This window comes from Nocardiopsis flavescens (genome assembly GCF_900141985.1).
In the GTDB taxonomy this organism is placed as follows: Bacteria; Actinomycetota; Actinomycetes; order Streptosporangiales; family Streptosporangiaceae; genus Nocardiopsis; species Nocardiopsis flavescens.
The window spans coordinates 1-16,525 of record NZ_FQZK01000045.1 but is presented as its reverse complement, the minus strand read 5'-3'; the positions used below and the strand labels follow the sequence as shown (position 1 = coordinate 16,525).

Genomic DNA, 16,525 nt, shown 5'->3' with positions numbered 1-16,525 from the left:
GGGTGGGCATTGGGGGTGGGCATTGGGGGTGGGTGGGGTGCGGACGGGAACGGTGCGGGAGGGGGAGAGGGAGGGGTGGGCGGGGCAGGACCGGAGGGGTGGGGCGGGACCGGAGGGGTGGGTGGCGAAGGCGGGGGCGAAATATTCCGGCGTTGGTTCTGCCCGTTTTCTCCAGGAACGTACGGGGGTGGGCCGACGCTGGAACGGTGGACGAGAGGAGATCCACCGTGGCGATCGCGCACGACCCCTGGAATGTCGGGGACCTGGACCTGGCGGCCTACCTGGAGCGGGTGGGGGTGGGGGAACCCCGGGAGGGGCCCGACCGGGAGCGCCGGGACGCCGCGGGGTCCCCCGGCGCCGCGTACCTGGAGCGGTTGTACGGAGCGCATATCAGGTCGTTCCCCTTCGAGACCGTCGACGCCCTCCTGGGCAGGGCTCCGGCGGTCGACCTGCGGGGGGTGCAGGAGAAGTTCCTCGGCGGGGGCCGGGGAGGCTACTGCTTCGAGCACGGTGTGCTGTTCTCCGCCGCGCTGGAACGGCTGGGGTACGAGGTGCACCGCCGGCTGGGAACGGTGGGCCCGCCCGGGGAGAACGCCCGGACGCACCTGCTCGTGGAGGTGGTGGTCGACGGCCGGCGGCTGTTGGCCGACCCGGGGTTCGGGTCGGGCATGCGACGGCCGGTCGAACTGCGGGACGGGGCCCGGAGCACCGGGGGCGGGATGACCTTCGGGGTGGCCCGGGTGCCTCAGGGGAGGTCGTGGGGCTGGGAGCTGCGCAAGCTGCGCGACGGGGGGTGGGACGGGCTGCACGTGACCCACGAGTCGGAGGTGTACCCGGTGGACCTTGTGGCGGGGAACCATTTCGTGGCGACGCACCCCGACTCGGTGTTCCGGACGCTGCTGGTGGTGACGGGCTTCCTGCCGGACGGGAGCCACGCGAGCCTCACGCAGGGGTCGGTCACCCTCCGCGCCCCCGGCACGCCCACCCGGCACGAGGCGCTGGCCCCCGGCGGCCTCGACCCGTGGCTGGAGAGGTTGGGTGTGCGCCTGTCGGAGGAGGACCGCGCACTCCTGCACGCGCGCCTCGCGGAACTCCCCTCCCCCGCCTGAGGGGGGCGGCGGTTGTTCCCGCCTGGGGGGAGAGGGGTGGGGGTGAGGTGGGGGCGGGGGTGAGGGCGTGGGGCGGGGTGGAAGCGGAGGTCGTCCGGTTGAGGGTGTGCGGTTGAGGGTGGACGGCCCGCGGGGGTGAGGCGGGGAGGGTACGCGCGGGTTTCACCCCTGCGGCCCGGGTCGGCGCGACGCCCTCCGGTCGGGGTCGGGGGCTCCGGGCGGGTGGACAACCCCCAGGGGCGCGGCCGGCAGGTGCGCGCGGGCTTCGCCCCTGCGGCCTGGGTCGGCGCGACGCCCTCCGGTCGGGGTCGAGGGCTCCGGGCGGGTGGACGACCCCCAGGGGCGCGGCCGGCAGGTGCGCGCGGCCTTCACCCCCGTGGGTTCGCGGAGCCGAGTACGCCCTCGTCGACCCCCTGGAGTCGGGGTGTGGATCAACGCTGACCGGCTGTGCTTCAGACCCGGAGACCGTGCACGTTTCACCCCCTATGGCGTTGGGAGGGCATGGGTGTGTTCTACGTACGGGCCGCTTGTCGCGCCCACCACCCTTTGCAGGGGGCATTCCTCCCGCCCCGGGCGGCTGAGCTGGGATCGCCTCGCTCGACCCAGCCCCGGAACACACCCCCACCACTATGGACGCGCGCCCAACGCACCGCCCCAGTGGTCTGCCGCCCGCCGACTGCGCCGGGGCCAGGTCCACGCTCCGCTGGCCGCCGTTTCCAAGCGGCTGAGCTTCTGGAGAACTCCGGTCGAGCTCTCACCCCCGCGACCTGAGCTGAGAGCGACACCCTCCGGCTGTGGCCGGGGGCTCCAGGCGGGTGGACAACCCCTGGTGGCGGGGTGGCGATCAATGTCCACGGGCTGTGCCCGGGGCCCGGAGACAGCGGACGTTTCACCCCCTACGGCATTGGGAGGGCGTGGGTGGGCTCTACGTACGGGCTGTTCCTCGCGCGCCCGGCCCTTTGCAGGGGCGTTCCTCCCGATCCGGGCGGCTGGACCATCACCCCCGTGACCCGGGGTGGGAACTGCACCCTCCCGCCGGGGTCGGGGTCTTCAGGGGCGGGGGGTGAGGAGGTGGGGGAGTTCCTGGAGGGCGTACCACATGAGTTCGTGGGCGTCGGCGGCCGTGGAGGAGGGGTCGGTGGCGGCGCGGGCGATGTCCGGGGCGGCGGCCTCGTCGTCGATGTGGGCGGAGGCGAGGCGTTTGCGGGGGATGGAGCCGCCGGTGATGCGGACCCGGACCACGTCCGGGCTCTCGCGGGACTCCTCCTCGACGAGGTGGTCGGCGAGGTTCGCGACGAGGACGACGCGGCGGCGCGGGGCGGACGGGTCCGCCGCCAGGAGGCGGAGCGACTCCTCCGCGGCCGCGTACATGGCCTCGTACTCCGCCTCCTCGTCGTCGGTGTCCGCCGCGAACGCCGCCGGGGCGGGCACCCTCCCCTCGTCGAGGACGGCCGCGAGGGCGGGGAGGGTGCTGGGCAGGAAGACGTACATGGCGGCTCTCCGGCAGGTGGGACGGTCACCTTGAAGTGTGCCGCACCCGTCAGGCCGCTTCGCTGTCCGCCATGAGGAATCCGCGCAGTTCCCGCGTGGTCGTCGCCACGTCGGTGTGCAGGATGCCGGTCATGCCGAGGTCCTCGGCCGTGCGGACGTTGTGCTCCAGGTCGTCGATGAACACGCAGTCCTCGGGCCGCAGGCCCAGCCGTTCGCAGGTGTGGAGGTAGATGCGCGGCTCCGGTTTGCGCATGCCCACCTCGCCGGAGATCACCACCTCGTCGAAGGTGGTGGCGAAATGCTCGCGCGGGTACCCGTTCCCCCACGAGTTCGACAGCAGGGCGGTGCCCGCCCCCGAGCCGCGGGCGTCGCGGAGCGCCTCGTACATGGCCAGGACCGGGGCGAAGGAGGCGAACATCCTCTCGATGAGGCCCTCCGCGACCACCGGTCCCCCGTGCGTGGAGCGCAGCAGCGCCGCCAGGTCGCGCTCGAACCGCGCGGTGTCGATCTCCCCCCGCTCCAGCGCGTGGACGGGGTTGTCGTCGGCCAGGCTGCCGTCGAAGTACGGGGTCATGGTCCGGTGGTAGTGCTCGATGTCGATCCGGTCGGCGGTCAGCCAGGCGCGGATCCCTTCCGGGAGCGGGGGTGTGAGCACGCCTCCCCAGTCGGAGATGACCCCTCGGCGGGTGCGGTCCATCCCATCCCCTCCATCCGTGTCGTCGTGCCGCCCGACCTCGGATGCCCGGGATCGGGCGGGGAACGGTTCTTCCCGTTCCCCGCCCGTTTCAACCACGGGCCTCAGTAGGAGAGGCCGGTGCCGAAGTCCGCGTCCGTGTCGGGGACGGCGACGGGAAGGGTGCCCGTGGGCCGCACCTCGCCCGTGATGACCCGGGCGGCGGCGGCCAGGGAGACGTCCACGGCGGAGTACACGGCGACGAACCCGTCGACGTCCGGGGACGAGGCCAGGGGGTAGGGGCCGCCCTGGGACACCGCGATGGTGGGCGCCGTGGAGCGGGCGACCGGGGCGGTGTTCGTGCCGGTCACGACCGCGTCCGCGTCGCCGGTGACCACGTCGAGGCCCGCCTCGGTCAGCGCGGCGGCGAGCCGGTCGGCGTTGGTGCCCTCCACCCGCACCCGGCTGCCGGGGGCGAGCGGGAGGACGCCGTCGGTGTTGCGCAGCAGGGTGGCGGAGGCGTCGGCGACCCGCTGGGCCGCCTCGGCGTGCTCCGGGTCGGTCACGGCGTCCTCGGCCGCGGCCGGGTCGACGGGACCGGCGTCGAGGACCCCGCGCTTCTCCTTGAGGGAGAGGACGCGCAGCGCCGACTCGTCGATGCGCTCCTCGGTGAGGCGGCCGGTCTCGACGGCCTCCTTGATCGCGGCGACCGCGGCCGCCGGGTCCGGGGGCATCAGGAGCTGGTCCACGCCCGCTTCGATGGCCAGGACGGCGTTCTCCCCGTCGGAGTGGCGCTGGCGCACCCCCTCCATGTTGAGGGCGTCGGTGGTGACCACGCCCTCGTACCCCAGCTCGTCGCGCAGGATGCCGCCGATGATCGCCGACGACAGGGTCGCGGGCTCGTCGGGGTCCAGCTGCGGCATGAGGACGTGCGCGGTCATGACGGCGTCCACCCCGGCGTCGACCGCGGCGCGGAACGGCGGCAGGTGCTCGGCCTCCCAGCGGTCGCGCGGCAGGTCGATGACGGGCAGCCCCGTGTGGCTGTCCACGTCGGTGTCGCCGTGGCCCGGGAAGTGCTTGACGACCGGGACGATGCCCTGCTCGCCGTAGGCGCGGGCCTCGGCGAGCGCCATCTCGGAGACCAGGTCGGGCTCGGAGCCGAACGAGCGGATGCCGATGACCGGGTTGTTCGGGTCGGTGTTGACGTCGGCGTCCGGCGCGTAGTTGAGGTTGATCCCCAGGGCGGCCAGCTCGGCGGCGGTGGTGGAGGCCCGCAGGGCGGCCAGCCCGGTGTCCCGGGTGGCGCCCACCGCCATGGCGTCCGGGAAGCGGGTGCCGACCGGCAGCCGCACCACGAGTCCCTGCTCCTGGTCGATGCCGATGAACAGCGGGGTCCCGGAGAGTTCCTGGACGCCGTTGGAGAACTCGGCGATCTGGGCGGCGCCGGTGAGGTTGGCGTCGAAGTAGATGACGCCGCCGGGAAGGTACTCCTCGATCTGGGCGGCGTTGTCGGCGGCCGAGGTCCCCTGGGCGGTGAGCACCAGGAGCTGGCCGATCTTGGCGTCCAGGTCCATCTCCGCGAGAAGGCGCGGGGCGGTCACCGGTTCGAAGGGCGGCTCGGACGGGGACGGCGACGGTTCCTCGTGCGGCGAGGTGTCCACCTCCTGGGGTGCCGTGGTGCAGGCCGTGGCGGCCAGGGCTGTCAGTGCTATCCCCGCGCAGGCCAGGGCGCGGGTGACGGGGATTCTCATGGCGGGGCTTCATCTCCGGCGGACGGCTGGTCCGCCGGAGACTACCCTCTCGCGGGGCTCCGGGAGGCCGTGGCGCCGGTGATGTCGCGCACCGGTCCGGCGCGGCTCAGGTCCAGGTGAAGAGGACGGAGCCGCCGTCGACGCCGCCCTCGGCGATGTCGCCCAGGTCTGCGGGGGCGGCCTCCAGGGCGACCACGGGGACGACGGCGGGCAGCCCGCCCGCGGCCACCGTCCCCGGGGACCAGCGCACGACGGGGGTTCCGGCGGTGACCCGGTCGCCCTCCCGGGCCAGGAGCGTGAACCCCTCGCCCTTGAGTTTGACGGTGTCGATGCCCAGGTGGACGAGGACGCCCCGGCGCCCGTCGTCGGCGAGGACGACGAAGGCGTGCGGGTGCAGTTTGGCGAGGATGCCGTCCATGGGGGCGACGGCGTCCTGGGTCCCCTCCTGCCCGCCCTCCTGGCCGGGTTCGGGGTGGACCGCGACACCGGGGCCGACCATCCCCTGGGAGAAGACGGGGTCGGGCACCGTCTCCAGGGAGAGGGCGGTTCCGCGGACGGGGGACAACACGCTCAGGGATCCGTTGACGTCTGGCATGGAGGCTCTCTTCCCTGTTGAGAGGACTTCATCCGGACAGGCGGAAAACGGTTCTGCATCCCATCCGTTACCCGGCGTGGTGCCCGCCGCCGCGGGCGTCCGCACTACTCCTCGATGATGTCCCGGATGTCGTCGGTGAGGGTGTCGGCCTCGGGTCCGACCACCACCTGGACGACGTTGCCGGAGATCAGGACACCGTGCGCGCCGGTGGCCTTGAGGGCCTGCTCGTCCACCAGCGACGCGTCGGCGACCTCGGTGCGCAGGCGGGTGATGCACGCCTCGATGTCCTCGATGTTGCCCGCGCCGCCCAGACCGGCCACGATCGCCGCTGCCTTGTCCGCCATGTGTCGTCCTCCGTGCTCTGCTGTGGGGGGTCGCGACCGCCCCCGTGGCTGGAGCTTAGGGCTCCGGCCCCCGGTGCGCCAGACACGGCGGGGAGCGGCACGGCGGCCGGGCCCGCGCGGGCCCGGCCGTGGTGCGTCAGCCCGTCTGGGTGACCTTGTTGAGCCCGCGGGGGACGTCCGGGTTGTAGCCCAGGCGGCGGGCGAGGCGCTCGGTCAGGAGCTGGGCCGGGACGATGAGGTTCATCGGCGAGACCCACTCGGGCACGTCCGGGGCGGGGACGGACAGGTCGCTGGCCGCGGCCAGGGCGTCGCCGCCGCCGAAGCCGAACACCGGGGCGCCCGCCGAGCGGACCCGCTCGGCCAGGGCGACCGTGCCCGGGAGGGTGGGCCCGTGGGGGGAGGCGATGAGCAGGGCCGGGGTGCGCGGGTCGACGACCGCGATCGGCCCGTGCAGCAGGTCGGCGTAGGACAGGCCCATGGCGTGCAGGTAGCAGGCCTCCTTGAGCTTGAGGGCGGCCTCCAGCGCGGTGGAGAAGGCCATGCCGCGCCCGGAGATGACCGCCCCCTGCACGGCGACCATGCGCTCGACGATCTCCTCCAGGGAGTCGTCGGAGGAGGCGATGGCCTCCTCGATGGCGTCGGGCACCCGGTCCAGGTCCGCGGGGTCGAGGTCGGCGCCCAGGCCCAGGGCCAGCACCGCGAGGGCGGCGAGCTGGGTGTTGTAGGTCTTGGTGGCGGGCACCGCGACCTCGCTGCCGGCCCGGGTGACCAGGGCGACGTCGGCCTCGGCGGCCAGGGGGGAGTCGGCGCCGTTGGTCACGCCGACGGTGCGGGCGCCGCAGTCGGCGGCCCAGCGCATGGTCTCGACGATCTCCTCGGTCTTGCCGGACTGGGAGATGGCCACGGCCAGGACGTCGGACAGGTCGATCTTGGAGCCGTAGGCGGTGGCGATGGAGGGCGAGCCCAGGGTGGCCAGCCGCCCGGCGTGCGCCTGGAGCAGGTAGCTCCCGTACACCGCCGCGTTGTCGGAGGAGCCGCGGGCGATGAAGAGCACGTGCTTGGTGGAGCGTCCCAGGGCCGCGATCTCCGGGCGGAGCGGGAGCAGCTCCGCGAAGGTGCGGCGCAGCGCCTCGGGCTGCTCTGCGATCTCGGAGCGCATCACGCTCGTCGTGGTGGTCATAGGAGGGCCTTCCCTGCTCGTGCCGGGTGCCCGGCACACCCGTGAACTGGTGCGAACCGCCTGCCGTTGGGTGGATTGACACGCGGACAGAGCTATGGTCTAGTCCGGACTATACCAGTGGCTCCGGGATTGTCCTGATGCTCGGGGTACAGGAGTATGTACTCCGTGCTCACGGGACCGCCGGGTCGCAAGAGACCGAACGGAACAGGGAGCGCAGCGCACCACCCGACCCACCCGACGACCGAGAAGGCCGCCCGCACCCATGTCGATCGATCCCGGCAATCCGCTGCCGAAGTACGTCCAACTCCGCGACCTGCTCCTGGACTGGATCACCGAGGCCGGGTTGGGCGTGGACGACATGATCCCCTCGGAGCGGGAGCTGAGCGCCTCCTACGGCCTTTCCCGCATGACCGTCCGCCAGACCATCGACCTGATGGTGTCGGAGGGACGGCTCTACCGGGTCCCCGGCAAGGGGACCTTCATCGCCCGCCCCAAGATCGAGATGTCCCTGGTCCTGGCCTCCTTCAGCGAGGACATGCGCGCCCGCGGGTACGAGCCCGGGGCGCGCGAGCTCATCCGCCAGGTCATCCCGGCCAGCGGGCACACCGCGCGCATGCTCGACATCGAGCCGGGCACCCTGGTGCACCACATCGAGCGGATGCGCACCGCCGACGACGAACCCATGGCCGTGGAGCGCTCCAACATCCCCGCGGCCATGGTCCCCGGGCTGGAGGATTTCGACCTCGCCGAACGGTCTCTGTACGAGGTCCTGGAAAACGAGTACGACATCCTGTTGGATTCCGGGGAACAGACCATCGAGGCCGGGATCTGCGACTCGGCCGACTCCCGCCTCCTGGGCCTGCCCGCTGGAAGCCCGGTGCTGGTGATGCAGCGCCGCAGCTTCACCAAGGGACAGTGCGTGGAACTCGCGCTGTCCACCTACCGCGCCGACCGATACCAGCTGCACTCGCGGCTGGACCCGCGCCGACACGGCGACTGATACTCCCCCGCGCCCGCGAGGCGCGCGTCCGAGGGAAGGACCCCCCTTGAGTTCGGACAACACACCGGCCACGGCCGCCAAGCCCAAACGCTCCTCCTCCACCCTGGCCGTCCTGCAGCGCCTCGGGCGCAGCATGATGATGCCCATCGCGGTCCTGCCCGCGGCGGCCATCCTCCTGCGGCTGGGACAGCCCGACCTGCTCGGCGCCGAGGGACTGGCCTCCCTCGACGGCATGGGCTGGATGCAGGGTGTCGCGGAGGTCGTGGGCACCGCCGGCGACTCCCTGTTCCAGGCGATGCCCCTGCTGTTCGCGGTGGGCGTGGCCATCGGGTTCGCCAAGCGCTCCGACGGGTCGACCGCGCTGGCCGCCCTGGTGGGCTACCTGGTGTTCGACCGCGTGTCGAAGCTGCTCTTCTTCGACCTGGGCGGCGAGGTCGGCGCGCGGGTCACCCTCGACGTGGCCGGCGAGGCGGCGGTCAACTGGGGTGCGAAGAACCCCAGCGACGTGCTCGGCGGCATCGTCATCGGCCTCCTCTCGGCGCTGCTGTGGCAGCGCTACCACCGGATCAAGCTGCCGACCTGGCTGGGCTTCTTCGGCGGGCGCCGGTTCGTGCCTATCCTCATGGCGGGCGTGGGCCTCCTGGTGGCCGTGGCGTTCGGTTTCATCTGGCCGCTGATCGGCTCCCTGATCAACGCCCTGGGCACGTGGATCATCGGACTGGGCGCGGTCGGCGCCGGGATCTACGGCATGATCAACCGCCTGCTGCTGCCGCTGGGCCTGCACCACATCGTGAACTCGGTGGTGTGGTTCGTGTTCGGCTCGTACACCGACCCGGAGACCGGCGACGTGTACCTGGGGGAGATCAACCGCTACCTGGCCGGGGACCCCACGGCGGGCGGCTTCCTCTCGGGCTTCTTCCCGGTGCTGATGTTCGGCCTGCCCGGCGCTGCGCTGGCGATCTGGCGCTGTGCCCACCCCTCGCAGCGCACGAACATCGGCGGCCTCATGGTGGCCGCGGCGCTGACCGCCTTCGTCACGGGCATCACGGAGCCGATCGAGTTCGCGTTCATCTTCATCGCGCCCGCCCTGTTCGCGGTGCACATCGTGCTCACCGGTATCTCGATGGCGGTGCTCAACGCCCTGGACACCCAATTGGGCTTCGGGTTCTCGGCGGGCCTGATCGACCTGCTGCTCAACGCCACGAAGTCCAACACCGAGGGACTGTGGATCATCCTGCTGATGGGCGTGGCGTACTTCTTCCTCTACTACTTCGTGTTCATGTTCCTCATCCGCCGGCTGAACCTGCCCACCCCCGGGCGTGAGCCGGCCGAGGGGGCCGAGGCGGCCGTCTCCGCGACCGCCGACCCGGACGGGCCCGGCCCCGAGCGCGCGGACCCCGGCGGCGGCAAGGACTGAGCCGCGCCGTCCGTACTGCGGGCCCGCCCCCGGATACCCCCGGGTGCGGGCCCGTTCCCGTCCTCCGTGCGGGGAGGCGGGCGGGGCGGGAGGGGCTCCCGGGGCCCCGGACGGGCGCTGGAGGGACACGGGCGGCCGTACGGGGCCGGGAACGCGTGTGGGCGCGGTCCCCCGGAGGGGAGCGCGCCCACAGGCGTGTCAGCGGCGGTTACCGGTTGGCCGGGTCACCGTGGCACTTCTTGAACTTCTTGCCGGAGCCGCACGGGCACGGCGCGTTGCGGGAGATGCCCGCGTACTCGTCGTTGGCCTCGCTGTGGCGCTCGACGGAGCCGTCCTCGCTCGGCGCGGAGTACTGCAGCCGGCTCGGCTGCCCCTCGCCGAAGCCCGGGACCACCACGTCCTCGGCCGCCTCGGCCTCCTCCGCGGGGGCCTCGGCCTCGGCGGCGGCCTCGTCCTCCTCGACGGCGGTGGCCACCGCGGTCGCACCCGAGGACCCGCCCACGGTCGCGGCCGTCGTGGCGGCGGCCGCCGCGGTGAGCTTGGGCTCCTCCTTCTTGCGGACCTGCACCTCAAGGTTGAAGAGGTAGCCGACCGACTCCTCCTTGATGGCCTCCAGCATCTGCTGGAACATGTCGAAGCCCTCGCGCTGGAACTCGATCAGCGGGTTGCGCTGGGCCATCGCGCGCAGGCCGATGCCCTCCTGGAGGTAGTCCATCTCGTAGAGGTGCTCGCGCCACTTGCGGTCCATCACCTGGAGGATGATGCGGCGCTCGACCTCGCGCATCGCCTCCTCGCCCAGCTCGGACTCGCGGGTTTCGTACGCGGCCAGGGAGTCCTCCACCACGCGGTCGCCGATGAGCTGGCCGGTGAGGGTGTGCAGGTCGCCGTTCTCCTCGATGAACTCGTCGACCGTGAAGCTGATCGGGTAGACCTGCTTGAACGCCCGCCACAGCTTGTCGAGGTCCCAGTCGGCCGGGTCGCCCTGGGAGGTCTCCTCCGCGACGTAGCCGCGCAGCACCTCCTCCAGCATGACCAGGATCTGGTCGCGCAGGTCCTGGCCCTCCAGGACCTTGCGGCGCTCCGCGTAGACCACCTTGCGCTGGCGGTTGAGGACCTCGTCGTACTTGAGGACGTTCTTGCGGATCTCGAAGTTCTGGGTCTCGACCTGGCCCTGGGCGGAGGCGATCGCCTTGCTGACCATGCCGGACTCGATGGGCTGGTCGTCCGGGATGTTCAGCTGGTTCATGAACACCTCCAGACGGCTGCTGTTGAACAGGCGCAGCAGGTCGTCCTGGAGGGACAGGTAGAAGCGGGACATGCCCGGGTCGCCCTGGCGGCCGGAGCGGCCGCGCAGCTGGTTGTCGATGCGCCGGGACTCGTGCCGCTCGGTTCCGAGCACGTACAGGCCGCCCAGCTCGACGACCTTCTCGTGCTCCGCCTCGTACTCGGCCTTGGCCTTCTCCAGCGCGTCGGGCCAGGCCGCCTCGTACTCCTCGGGGGTCTCCAGCGGGCTCAGGGAGCGCGCCTGGAGCTCCTCGTCGGCGAGGAAGTCCGGGTTGCCGCCGAGCATGATGTCGGTACCGCGGCCGGCCATGTTGGTGGCGACGGTGACGGCGCCGAGCTTGCCCGCGCGGGCGATGATCGCGGCCTCACGGGCGTGGTTCTTGGCGTTGAGGACCTCGTGCGGGACGCCCTCGCGCTTGAGCATCCGGGACAGCAGCTCGGACTTCTCGACGCTGGTGGTGCCGACGAGGACCGGCTGGCCCTCCTCGTTGCGCTCCGCGATGTCCTCGGCGACCGCCTGGAACTTGGAGTCCTCGCTCTTGTAGACGAGGTCCTTGACGTCCTCGCGGATCATCGGCTTGTTGGTCGGGATGGGCACGACGCCGACGCCGTAGGTCTGGTGGAACTCCGCCGCCTCGGTCTCGGCGGTACCCGTCATGCCCGCGAGCTTGTCGTAGAGGCGGAAATAGTTCTGGAGGGTGATCTTGGCGAGGGTCTGGTTCTCGTCCTTGATCTTGACGCGCTCCTTGGCCTCGATGGCCTGGTGCATGCCCTCGTTGTAGCGGCGCCCCGCCAGGACGCGGCCGGTGAACTCGTCGACGATGAGGACCTCACCGTCCTTGACGATGTACTCCTTGTCGCGCCGGTAGAGCTCCTTGGCCTTCAGGGAGTTGTTGAGGAAGCTGATGAGCGGGGTGTTGACGGCCTCGTAGAGGTTGTCGATGCCCAGCCAGTCCTCGACCTTGGCCACGCCGGACTCGGTGATGCCGACCGTGCGCTTCTTCTCGTCGACCTCGTAGTCGGTCTCCCGCTTGAGGCGGGGGGCGATCTTGGCGAACTCCCCGTACCAGCGGGAGTTCTGCTCCGAGGGGCCGCTGATGATGAGCGGGGTGCGCGCCTCGTCGATGAGGATGGAGTCGACCTCGTCGACCAGGGCGAAGAAGTGCCCGCGCTGGACGGTGTCCTTGAGGGACAGCGCCATGTTGTCGCGCAGGTAGTCGAAGCCGAACTCGTTGTTCGTGCCGTAGGTGATGTCGGCCTGGTAGGCCGCGCGGCGCTCGGCCGGGGTCATGTTGGGGCTGACCACGCCGACTTCGAGGCCGAGGAACTGGTAGATGCGGCCCATGGTCTGGGCGTCGCGCTTGGCCAGGTAGTCGTTGGTCGTGACGACGTGGACGCCCTCGCCCGCGAGGGCGTTGAGGTAGACCGCGAGGGTACCGGTCAGGGTCTTGCCCTCACCGGTCCTCATCTCGGCGATGTTGCCGAGGTGGAGCGCGGCACCGCCCATGAGCTGCACGTCGAAGTGGCGCTGGCCCAGGGTGCGCTTGGCGGCCTCGCGGACGGTGGCGAAGGCCTCCGGGAGGAGGTCGTCGAGGTCCTCGCCGTCCGCGTGGCGTTCCTTGTACTCCCGGGTGAGGTCCCGGAGCTCCTCGTCGGTGAGGTCGACGTACTCGTCCTCGAGCGAGTTGATCTGGTCCTTCAGCTTGTTGAGCCGGCGCAGGATCTTTCCCTCACCCGCGCGCAGGAGCTTGCTGAGTATCCCTGGCACTTCCTATGCGCTCCTCGCAGATCGCGGTTGGCTCCACGGCGTGCGTGGAGTTCAGATCTAGGCCCGCTGACCGCTGTCCCGTGGCCGCGGAGGGCGGCGGGGGTCCCTGGGCCCTCGGGCCTACATCCTAGAGGACGTGCGCCCTGTACCCGTTCCCTCGGTCACAGCCGTGGCAGGGTGGCCCTTTCCCCCTGGTGAACGATCGAAACCACGGAGAATGTTCCCCTGCGCCCGCACACGGCCAGGTGAGCCGTACCGCGGCCGCCCGGGGCCCGTACCGCGGATTCTCACCGTTTTCCAACCGTCGCGGGCCGGCGAGGGCCGTGGCACCACGTGTCCGGGCGGTTCCGTACCGTTCCGCGCCGTCCGGGGGTTCCGCGTTCATCCTCCGGATACGGGTAGACCTCCGGTAGGCGCCCGGTCGCGCCGGAGCGGTCGGGCGGTGTCATGTGCGTGCAGGGGGGATCGCATGGGTACCGGTGGCAGGCCCGAGAGGGCGGAGTTCGCGAAGGACGGGACGGGGGCGGCGTCGCCCCGGACGCCCGTGGACGTGCTCGACGACCTGATCGAGCGACGCAGGCATCCGTCGTCGTCGGAGGAGTGCCTGGGGTGGGAGCGGCACAACACCGACGACGAGCAGCGCTACGGCCGTATCCGCGGGTTCCAGCGCCAGGGTGGCAGCCTGGCGCCCACCGGGCGCCACCGCGGGCGGGCCTCGTCCTGGGCGGTGGTGGCCCTGGCCACGCTGGGGGCCGCGGCCGTGGGGCTCGGCGTGGCCCAGGGGATGGCGGTGTGGCTGCTGGTGGCCGGGGGCGTGCTGCTGGCCGCGGCACTGGTGCTGGCGCTGGTCACCGACATCTTCGGGGACGTCGTACTCGACTCCCCCTCGCTGGAGTCGGAGGAGCGGCACGACACCCCGCTGCACCGGATCCGCAGCGGGCAGCGGAGGAGCCGCAGGGAGCGCCGCCGCGGCGGGCGGGGGGCGACCGCGGCCTGACGCGGCCGGGTGGGCCGGGGTGCGGCGGATCCGGTGATCCGCCGCACCCCCGGTTCCGAGGGGGGACGGAACCGGGTCAGTCGACGAGTCGGATGACTCCGTAGTTGAAGCCCTTGCGGCGGTAGACGACGCTCGGCGCGTCCTTGACCTCGTCGTGGAAGAGGAAGAAGTCGTGGCCGACGAGCTCCATCTCCATCAGCGCCTGGTCGATGCTCATGGGCTTGGCCTGGTGGCACTTCTCCCGGACGATGAGGGGGCCCTCCCCCTGGGTGTCGAGTTCGACGAACTCGTCGGAGAAGCGGCTGCCGTCGACGCCGGAGTCGACGTCCTCGTCGGCGCTGCGCCGGGCGGGGGGCGCCTGCACGGCCAGGGCCTCGGGGGGCAGGTCGCCGGGGAGGTGGGCGGTGGCCGAGGAGACGGAGACGGGGGCGCGGGTGCCGCGGTGCACCTTGCGGCGGTCGGCGGCCTTGCGCAGGCGTGCCTCGATCTTGTCGATGGCCAGGTCCAGGGCGCCGTGCCGGTCGACGGCGGCGGCCTCGCTGCGAACGACGGGGCCGTTGCCGTTCGAGCGGATGGTCAGTTCGACGCGTTCCTTGACGTCGGCGAGCTTGGGATTGCGCTCGGTGGACACCTCCACATCGACGGTCATGTCCTTCTTCTCCCACTTGGAGAGCCTGTCGAGCTTGTTCTCGACGTGCTGTCGGAACTTGTCGCTCACACCGGTGCGTCGACCCTTGACGATGATGTCCATAGGACCCCCTTCATCGCGTGGCCGCCGAGAAAGCGACGGCCAGGCTGGCTTCTGCACCTTCCGCCGTTCGGGGGACGGAAGGGTCTCGCGCTGTCAACCCCCCTTCGCGGGTGACCCGGTCCTGCGCGGATCACGTCTCGGTTGAAAGTGCGTATACCCACCAGGGACACGGTCATCACGCGTCCCACGCACATGATCGTCGGGATCCGTGAAGCGGGGAAAGGGGCCTTCGTCTCGGCCGAGGGGGTCTGGGCGCACGGGAGGGGTCCCCGGGGGCTCGCTCATCGCGAACCCCCCGGTGGGATGCCACCCGTCCGGCCGACCTGGTCTTCGTCCCCACATCCGCCTGCTGAGAGTGTCGCCGCTCTTATCCGCGACTACTGCTCTTCTCCCTGTCGTGAGGGACATCGGGACCCTCCGCGGGGCAGGGCTTACCTCTAAGGCGCACCGTGATCGGTCGACGAAAAGTCGCCTTACGTGGGCCGTTTCGCCTGCGCCTGGCATCGGCTTGCCGGAGGAGCGCCCCGGTCTTGCCTGGGACACCGAAACTCCGACGCAACCACGGACCCGGACGGGTGCCATACGGTGACCGTAACCTGTCCTGGCGAGGATGTCAGGTGGCGGCCCCGTCCCCAAGCCCCTGAAAATCACCGCGAACCCCTGTACACAAGGACTTTTCGTGGTTTCCAGGGTGTTCGTAAAACCTTCTCCTCACCTCGGGGACAGGGGGTCGTGCCCCTCGGTGTGCAGCCGTTCGGCGAGCACGACCGCTCCCGCCACGCGCAGCCCGGCGGCGCGCAGCGCACGCGCGGCGTCGGCCAGCGTCGCGCCGGTGGTGACGACGTCGTCGACCACCACGGCCCGGCGGCCCGCGGCCCACTCCGGGACGGGGTCGCAGCGGAACGCGCCCGCCCGGTTGGCCAGCCGCTCCCGGCGCCCCAGCCCCGCCTGGCGGCGGACCCGGCCCCGGTGGCGCAGCAGCGGCAGCGGCGCCCCGCCGCCGCGCTCGGCGCAGGCCGCCGCCGCGACCCGGGCCACCGGGGCGCGCGGATCGTGCGGCGGCCCGCGGCCCGGGACCGGGACCAGGAGGGTGTCGGCCCCGACCAGGCCGCTCGCCCCGCAGACCGCGGCCAGGCGCTCGCCCCACACCGGGGCCAGCGCGTCGTCGCCCTCCTTGTAGGCGAGCAGCAGGCGGCGGTGCAGCCCGGCGTAGGGGCCCGCCGCCCAGACCGGCGGGCACCCGCGGCGCGGAGCGCACCGGTGCGGTCTGCGCACGAGGGCGTCGCGGCACGCCCGGCAGAGCGGCGCGGCTCCCCCGGCCGGACCGGAGCAGCCGGGGCACGACCGCGGCAGGAGCAGGTCCAGCAGCGCTTCCCAGACCCGTGCGAGCGCCCTGACGAGGGCTTTCCAGGAATCCATGACCCCAGGATCGGCGACCGGCGGCGGCTCCGCCACCGCTTCCCCGAACCTGTGGACGACTTCCCGCGGGCCCGGCTCGGAGCGGTCGGCGGGGGCACGCCGAACCGGGCCGCCCGCCCTGCGCGCCCCCGCCCGGCACGGGAGGCGGACGTCCGTGGCCGAGGGCACTGGGCGGGAGTCGAGGGCGTGGACCCGCGGCCCCGCCCGATCCCGGGCGCGGGGACGCGCACCGGCACGCCGACGATCCACCGGGCGGCGCGGGGCGGCCTGCACGCGGTGGTACGCCGCCGCGGTGGCCATCCTCCGACGCGCATCCGCCAGGGCGGGACCGGAGGGGCCGCACCACCTCGGTGGGGCACCCTCCGCGCAAGCGGGGTTCACCCGACCCCTCGGGTGTCCGACCCGCCCCGGGACGGGTGCACGTGGCAGGGCGGGGGCGGGGTCAGCCGGGGAAGGTGGGCGAGCTTCCCTCCACCACGTTCTGCCAGTTCAGGCGGTCGTTGGAGATCCAGATGTTGCCGTCGTCGGTCCCCGCGACCAGGGGCTGCCCCGGCGCTCCCGAGATGGTGACCAGGCCGGTGACGGAGTTGCCCGCGCTGGAGGGCGGGGTGCCGCCGTCCAGGCCCACCAGGAACACCTGGTCGGTCCCGGCCTCGCGGCGGCCCAGGACCGCCAGCTGGTCGGCGGAGCGCCAGGAGATCTCGGTGACCTCCTCCAGCTCTCCCGCCAGGGGCACGAAGTCCTCC

At 72.2% G+C, this 16,525-nt stretch carries 13 protein-coding genes and 1 pseudogene; 4 read left to right on the top strand and 10 right to left on the bottom strand.

The window, feature by feature from the left end; translation table 11 throughout:
- Positions 1-227 precede the first annotated feature (227 nt).
- On the top strand, positions 228-1,109 hold the full coding sequence (locus BUE45_RS30440; protein ID WP_245833607.1) for an arylamine N-acetyltransferase family protein: 882 nt from the start codon (positions 228-230) through the stop codon (positions 1,107-1,109).
- Positions 1,110-2,159: 1,050 nt separating this feature from the next.
- Here BUE45_RS30440 and BUE45_RS30435 read toward each other — a convergent pair.
- The 6 genes and pseudogenes from BUE45_RS30435 to BUE45_RS30410 form a co-directional block, all read right to left on the bottom strand.
- Positions 2,160-2,600, bottom strand: a complete 441-nt coding sequence (locus BUE45_RS30435; RefSeq protein WP_073384377.1) for a DUF6912 family protein — start codon at positions 2,598-2,600, stop codon at positions 2,160-2,162.
- A 49-nt stretch (positions 2,601-2,649) separates the two neighbouring features.
- A complete protein-coding gene (locus tag BUE45_RS30430; RefSeq protein ID WP_073384376.1) occupies positions 2,650-3,297 on the bottom strand; it encodes an HAD family hydrolase in 648 nt (215 codons plus the stop codon).
- Between the two features lie 101 nt (positions 3,298-3,398).
- Entirely contained in the window at positions 3,399-5,024 is a 1,626-nt protein-coding gene (locus BUE45_RS30425) for a glycoside hydrolase family 3 protein (RefSeq protein WP_073384375.1), read from the bottom strand.
- Between the two features lie 106 nt (positions 5,025-5,130).
- On the bottom strand, positions 5,131-5,619 hold the full coding sequence (locus BUE45_RS30420; protein WP_073384374.1) for a PTS sugar transporter subunit IIA: 489 nt from the start codon (positions 5,617-5,619) through the stop codon (positions 5,131-5,133).
- A gap of 104 nt (positions 5,620-5,723) precedes the next feature.
- A pseudogene (locus BUE45_RS30415) lies at positions 5,724-5,972 on the bottom strand (glucose PTS transporter subunit EIIB); the annotation flags it as partial.
- A 127-nt stretch (positions 5,973-6,099) separates the two neighbouring features.
- Entirely contained in the window at positions 6,100-7,143 is a 1,044-nt protein-coding gene (locus BUE45_RS30410; RefSeq protein WP_073384372.1) for an SIS domain-containing protein, read from the bottom strand.
- A gap of 262 nt (positions 7,144-7,405) precedes the next feature.
- On the opposite strand from BUE45_RS30410, the gene BUE45_RS30405 reads away from it, so the two are divergent.
- Both BUE45_RS30405 and BUE45_RS30400 read left to right on the top strand, forming a co-directional pair.
- The gene (locus tag BUE45_RS30405; protein WP_073384371.1) at positions 7,406-8,143 is read left to right on the top strand and encodes a GntR family transcriptional regulator; all 738 of its coding nucleotides are present in this window, start codon (positions 7,406-7,408) and stop codon (positions 8,141-8,143) included.
- A gap of 46 nt (positions 8,144-8,189) precedes the next feature.
- Complete coding sequence (locus BUE45_RS30400) at positions 8,190-9,560, top strand: PTS transporter subunit EIIC (RefSeq protein WP_073384370.1); 1,371 nt, start codon at positions 8,190-8,192, stop codon at positions 9,558-9,560.
- A 208-nt stretch (positions 9,561-9,768) separates the two neighbouring features.
- On the opposite strand, the gene secA is transcribed toward BUE45_RS30400, so the two are convergent.
- Positions 9,769-12,612, bottom strand: coding sequence for a preprotein translocase subunit SecA (secA, locus tag BUE45_RS30395; protein WP_073384369.1), 2,844 nt, complete (start codon positions 12,610-12,612; stop codon positions 9,769-9,771).
- 469 nt (positions 12,613-13,081) lie between these two features.
- Between secA and BUE45_RS30390 the strand changes: the two genes are divergently transcribed.
- Complete coding sequence (locus tag BUE45_RS30390; RefSeq protein ID WP_084738197.1) at positions 13,082-13,609, top strand: hypothetical protein; 528 nt, start codon at positions 13,082-13,084, stop codon at positions 13,607-13,609.
- 76 nt (positions 13,610-13,685) lie between these two features.
- Here BUE45_RS30390 and hpf read toward each other — a convergent pair whose 3' ends face one another.
- The 3 genes from hpf to BUE45_RS30375 all read right to left on the bottom strand — a co-directional run.
- Complete coding sequence (gene hpf / locus BUE45_RS30385; protein WP_073384368.1) at positions 13,686-14,360, bottom strand: ribosome hibernation-promoting factor, HPF/YfiA family; 675 nt, start codon at positions 14,358-14,360, stop codon at positions 13,686-13,688.
- A 711-nt stretch (positions 14,361-15,071) separates the two neighbouring features.
- The gene (locus tag BUE45_RS30380) at positions 15,072-15,779 is read right to left on the bottom strand and encodes a ComF family protein (protein ID WP_073384367.1); all 708 of its coding nucleotides are present in this window, start codon (positions 15,777-15,779) and stop codon (positions 15,072-15,074) included.
- Positions 15,780-16,221: 442 nt separating this feature from the next.
- A partial coding sequence (locus tag BUE45_RS30375) for an LpqB family beta-propeller domain-containing protein (protein ID WP_245833605.1) occupies positions 16,222-16,525 on the bottom strand: 304 nt, incomplete at its 5' end.

What these genes read in the sequence shown, in the direction of transcription:
- BUE45_RS30435 (WP_073384377.1), bottom strand. Translation starts at nt 2,600, where the DNA reads ATGTACGTCTTCCTGCCCAGCACCCTCCCCGCCCTCGCGGCCGTCCTC.
- BUE45_RS30430 (WP_073384376.1), bottom strand. Translation starts at nt 3,297, where the DNA reads ATGGACCGCACCCGCCGAGGGGTCATCTCCGACTGGGGAGGCGTGCTC.
- BUE45_RS30425 (WP_073384375.1), bottom strand. Translation starts at nt 5,024, where the DNA reads ATGAGAATCCCCGTCACCCGCGCCCTGGCCTGCGCGGGGATAGCACTG.
- BUE45_RS30420 (WP_073384374.1), bottom strand. Translation starts at nt 5,619, where the DNA reads ATGCCAGACGTCAACGGATCCCTGAGCGTGTTGTCCCCCGTCCGCGGA.
- BUE45_RS30410 (WP_073384372.1), bottom strand. Translation starts at nt 7,143, where the DNA reads ATGACCACCACGACGAGCGTGATGCGCTCCGAGATCGCAGAGCAGCCC.
- BUE45_RS30405 (WP_073384371.1), top strand. Translation starts at nt 7,406, where the DNA reads ATGTCGATCGATCCCGGCAATCCGCTGCCGAAGTACGTCCAACTCCGC.
- BUE45_RS30390 (WP_084738197.1), top strand. Translation starts at nt 13,082, where the DNA reads ATGGGTACCGGTGGCAGGCCCGAGAGGGCGGAGTTCGCGAAGGACGGG.
- hpf (WP_073384368.1), bottom strand. Translation starts at nt 14,360, where the DNA reads ATGGACATCATCGTCAAGGGTCGACGCACCGGTGTGAGCGACAAGTTC.
- BUE45_RS30380 (WP_073384367.1), bottom strand. Translation starts at nt 15,779, where the DNA reads ATGGATTCCTGGAAAGCCCTCGTCAGGGCGCTCGCACGGGTCTGGGAA.